3 protein-coding genes are annotated in these 4,583 nt (G+C 67.9%); 1 reads left to right on the top strand and 2 read right to left on the bottom strand.

Annotated features, from left to right (window positions below; genetic code table 11):
* On the top strand, positions 1 to 297 hold a 297-nt coding region (locus O9335_RS09340; protein WP_298386996.1), incomplete at its 5' end, for a hypothetical protein.
* Here the strand turns inward: O9335_RS09340 and O9335_RS09335 are convergent.
* The gene (locus O9335_RS09335; RefSeq protein ID WP_298386995.1) at positions 278 to 1,666 is read right to left on the bottom strand and encodes an L-serine ammonia-lyase; all 1,389 of its coding nucleotides are present in this window, start codon (positions 1,664 to 1,666) and stop codon (positions 278 to 280) included. The two genes, O9335_RS09340 and O9335_RS09335, sit on opposite strands and share 20 nt — an antisense overlap.
* Before the next feature lie 17 nt (positions 1,667 to 1,683).
* Positions 1,684 to 4,566 (bottom strand): aminomethyl-transferring glycine dehydrogenase, encoded by a 2,883-nt coding sequence (gcvP, locus tag O9335_RS09330; RefSeq protein ID WP_298386998.1) that lies wholly within the window; start codon positions 4,564 to 4,566, stop codon positions 1,684 to 1,686.
* Between the last annotated feature and the right edge of the window lie 17 nt (positions 4,567 to 4,583).

The raw sequence follows: 4,583 nt of genomic DNA, 5'->3' as shown, positions 1-4,583 counted from the left end.
GAAGTCGTCGGTGGCCATCGGATGCTGTCCTCGATCTCCCAGGAAATGCCGCCCATTGAATTGAATTCCGGGAGTTTCGACCATCCGAAATCACCCGAAAGTCATTCAAAAACAACGGGTTGGGTCATTTGCAGGTCCGACTACTTCGGCGCGCCGTCGCGCCTGACGATGGACACGGTGCACGCCGGCCCGCTGGCGGCCTACACCCTGGACGTGGCGACGCGCTTTGCCAGCGAGCCGGGAGCGCGCGCCGACGCCGACGAGGACTGCCGGCGCTTCAGCACTCCACGATGTTGACGGCCAACCCGCCGCGGGCGGTTTCCTTGTACTTGGTCATCATGTCGGCGCCGGTGTCGCGCATGGTCTTGATGACCTTGTCCAGGCTCACGAAGTGCGTGCCGTCGCCGCGCAGCGCCATGCGGGCGGCATTGATGGCCTTGACCGAGGCGATGGCGTTGCGCTCGATGCAGGGGATCTGCACCAAGCCGCCCACCGGGTCGCAGGTCAGCCCGAGGTGGTGCTCCATGCCGATCTCGGCGGCGTTCTCCACCTGGGCCGGCGTGCCCCCCATGACGGCGCAGAGGGCGCCCGCGGCCATGCTGCAGGCCACGCCCACCTCGCCCTGGCAACCGACTTCGGCGCCACTGATGGAGGCGTTCTCTTTGTAGAGGATGCCGATGGCCGCGGCGGTCAGCAGGAAGTCGATGACGCCTTGCTGGTTGGCGCCGTGCACGAAGCGCGTGTAGTAGTGCAGCACCGCCGGCACGATGCCGGCCGCGCCGTTGGTCGGCGCCGTCACCACGCGCCCGCCGGCCGCGTTCTCTTCGTTGACGGCCAGGGCGTAGAGGTTCACCCAGTCCATCACCTGCAGCGGATCGCGCAGCGCGGCCTCGGGGTTGGCCATCAGGTCGCGATGCAATTGGGCGGCGCGGCGCTTGACCTTGAAGCCGCCCGGCAGGATGCCCTCGGTTTGGCAGCCGCGCTTCACGCAGGCCTCCATCACCGACCAAATCTTCAACAAGCCCGCTTCGATCTCGGCGTCGGAGCGCCAATGGCGCTCGTTGCGGCGCATCACCTCGGCGATGCTCAGGCCGTACTTGGCGGTCAGCGCGAGCAGCTCCTCGCCGCTCTTGAAGGGGTAGGGCAGCACCGTGGCATCGGGCGCGATGACCTTTTGCTTGCTGCCGTCGGCCGCCACCTCGTCGCTGACGACGAAGCCGCCGCCCACCGAGTAGTACACGCGGTTGGCGATTTCCGCGCCGTCGGCGTCGAAGGCCAGGCAGCGCATGCCATTGGCGTGGAAAGGCAGGGACTCGCGGCGCTTGAAGACGAGGTCTTTGGCCTCGTCGAAGGCGATGTCCTTCATCCCCACCAGGTTCAGCGCGCCGGCGCGGATGGCTTCCAGCAGGGCAGGAATCGCCTCCACGTCCACCGTGTCGGGCTCGTGCCCGGCCAGGCCCAGCAACACGGCCTTGTCCGAGCCGTGGCCCTTGCCGGTGGCGCCCAGGCTGCCGTACAGGATGACCTGCACGCGCACCGTGCGCTCGAGGAGGCCCTCGCCGTTCAGCCGCAGCCCGAAGAGGCGCGCCGCCCGCATGGGCCCCACCGTGTGCGAGCTGCTCGGGCCGATGCCGATCTTGAAGAGGTCAAACACCGACACGGCCATGAGGCGCTCCTAGGGAATCAGGCGTTCTCGTACTCGGACAGGGGCACGCAGCTGCAGAACAGGTTGCGGTCGCCCCAAACGTTGTCCACGCGGCCCACCGGCGCCCAGTACTTCTGGCGACGCAGGGACGCCACCGGGTAGGCGGCTTCTTCGCGGCTGTAGGCGTGGGTCCAGTCGTTGCCGCCGCACACCAGGGCGGTGTGGGGGGCGTTGACGAGCGGGTTGTCGTCCTTGGGCACCTTGCCGGCTTCGACGTCGGCGATTTCCTGGCGAATCTGCAGCATCGCGTCGATGAAGCGGTCCAACTCGGCGCGGCTTTCGCTTTCGGTCGGCTCGACCATCAGCGTGCCAGCCACCGGGAAGCTCAGCGTGGGGGCGTGGAAGCCGTAGTCGATCAGGCGCTTGGCCACGTCTTCGGCACCCACGCCGCTGCTGTCCTTCAGGGGCCGCAGGTCCAAGATGCACTCGTGGGCCACGCCGCCGCCTTTGACGCCGGGGATGTTGCCGCTGAAGTGGATGTCGTAGGCGTCGCTCAGGCGGGCGGCCACGTAGTTGGCGCTCAGGATGGCGACTTCGGTGGCCTTCTTCAGGCCGTCCGGCCCCATCAGGCGGATGTACATCCAGCTGATCGGCAGCACCGCGGCGTTGCCCCAGGGCGCGGCGCTCACGGCGCCGATGTTGGTGTCCGCACCCATGCCGGCCGTGCGGTGCGCGGGCAGGAAGGGCACGAGGTCGTCGACCACGCACACCGGGCCGACGCCCGGGCCGCCGCCGCCGTGGGGGATGCAGAAGGTCTTGTGCAAGTTCAGGTGGCTCACGTCGCCGCCGAACTCGCCCGGGGCGGCCACGCCCACCAGGGCGTTCATGTTGGCACCGTCCACGTACACGCGGCCGCCGTGGCTGCGCACCATCTGGCAGATTTCCTTCACCTGAACGTCAAAGACGCCGTAGGTAGAGGGGTAGGTGATCATGATGGCGGCCAGGTTGGCGCTGTGCTGCTCGCACTTGGCCTTCAGGTCGACCAAGTCGATGTTGCCTTCCTTGTCGCATTTGGTGACGACGACCGTCATGCCCACCATCTGGGCCGAGGCCGGGTTGGTGCCGTGGGCCGACTCGGGGATCAGGCAGATGTTGCGGTGGGCTTCACCGCGGCTTTCGTGCCAGGCCTTGATGGCCAGCAGGCCGGCGTACTCGCCCTGGCTGCCCGCGTTGGGCTGCAGGCTGATGCCGGCGTAGCCGGTGCACTGGGTCAGCCAGCCGCGCAGCTGCGCGTCCAGCTCCACGTAGCCGGCCAGTTGGTCGATGGGGGCGAAGGGGTGTACGCCCGCAAACTCCGGCCAGGTGATGGGGATCATCTCCGTGGTGGCGTTCAGCTTCATGGTGCAAGAGCCCAGCGGGATCATGCTGCGGTCCAGCGCCAGGTCCTTGTCCGACAGGCCGCGGATGTAGCGCAGCATCTCTGTTTCGCTGTGGTGCGTGTTGAACACTGGGTGCGTCATGAAGGCGCTGGTGCGGCGCAGGTGGGCGGGGATCAGCGATTCGACGCCGGCGGCGTAGTCGGCCACGCGCAGCGTGCTGCCCGGGCTGAACCAGGTCCACAGGGCTTCCACGTCGGCGCGCGTGGTGGTCTCGTCCAGGGCCACGCTGACGTGCGTGGGGCTCAGCTTGCGCAGGTTGGCGCTGGCGGCCAGGGCGCGGGCCATGACGGCGTCGGCCTCGCACTCCACGGTGATCGTGTCGAAGGCGGCGGGGGTGACCACTTTGGAACCGAGCTGCTGCAGACCGGCCGACAGGATGGCGGTGTAGCTGGCCACACGCTGGGCGATGCGCTTGAGGCCTTCGGGGCCGTGGTACACGACGTACATGCTGGCCACCACGGCCGGCAGCACCTGCGCAGTGCAGATGTTGCTGGTGGCTTTTTCGCGGCGGATGTGCTGCTCGCGGGTTTGCAGCGCCAGGCGGTAGGCCGGGGCGCCTTGGGCGTCTTTGCTCACGCCCACCAAGCGGCCGGGCATCGAACGCTTGAAGTCATCGCGGCAGGCCATGAAGGCGGCGTGCGGGCCGCCGGCGCCCATGGGCATGCCGAAGCGCTGGCTGTTGCCCACCACGATGTCGGCGCCGAACTCGCCGGGGGGCGTCAGCAGCGTCAGGGCCAGCAGGTCGGCGCAGACGATGAAGGCGGCTTGCTTGGCGTGCGCGGCGTCGGCGTGTTCCTTCAGGTCGTGGATCAGGCCGGTGGTGCTGGGGTACTGGCAGACGACGGCGAAGTAGTCGTTCTCGGCCATCAGCTGCGGGGCCATCCCGACCTTGACCTCGAAGCCCAGCGGCTTGCAGCGCGTCTGGATGACCTCGATGGTCTGCGGGTGGCAGTCGCCCGCCACGATCAGGGTGTTGCTCTTGCTCTTGACCGAGCGCTTGGCCAGGGTCACGGCCTCGGCGGCCGAGGTGGCTTCGTCCAGCATCGAACCGTTGGCGATGGCCATGCCGGTCAAGTCGCACACCATCGTTTGGAAGTTGATGATGGCTTCCATGCGGCCCTGCGAGATCTCGGCCTGGTAGGGCGTGTAAGCCGTGTACCAAGCCGGGTTCTCGAGGATGTTGCGCAGGATGACGCCCGGGGTGTGCGTGCCGCTGTAGCCCTGGCCGATGAAGCTCTTCAAAACCTTGTTCTTGCCCGCGATGGCCTTCAGCTCGGCCAGGCCTTGCGCCTCGGTGATGGCCGCCGGCAGCTGCATGCCCGCGCTGCGGCGGATGCTGGCGGGCACGACGGCGTCGATCAAGGCCGAGCGGCTGCTCACGCCGATGGCCGCGCACATCAAGGATTCGTCCACCGCGTCGGGCCCGATGTGGCGGGCTTGGAACTCGGCGTGGTCTTCAAGGGTGGAGAGCGGCGTGGGCATGGCGGTCAACGGCAAGG

This window comes from Inhella sp. (assembly GCF_027532025.1).
In the GTDB taxonomy this organism is placed as follows: Bacteria; Pseudomonadota; Gammaproteobacteria; order Burkholderiales; family Burkholderiaceae_C; genus Inhella.
Note: the sequence above shows the minus strand (reverse complement) of the source record. Positions and strands in the feature narration are given on the sequence as shown.

Excerpts from the sequence above, each read along its gene's own strand:
- O9335_RS09335 (WP_298386995.1), bottom strand. The coding sequence starts at position 1,666 with ATGGCCGTGTCGGTGTTTGACCTCTTCAAGATCGGCATCGGCCCGAGC.
- gcvP (WP_298386998.1), bottom strand. The coding sequence starts at position 4,566 with ATGCCCACGCCGCTCTCCACCCTTGAAGACCACGCCGAGTTCCAAGCC.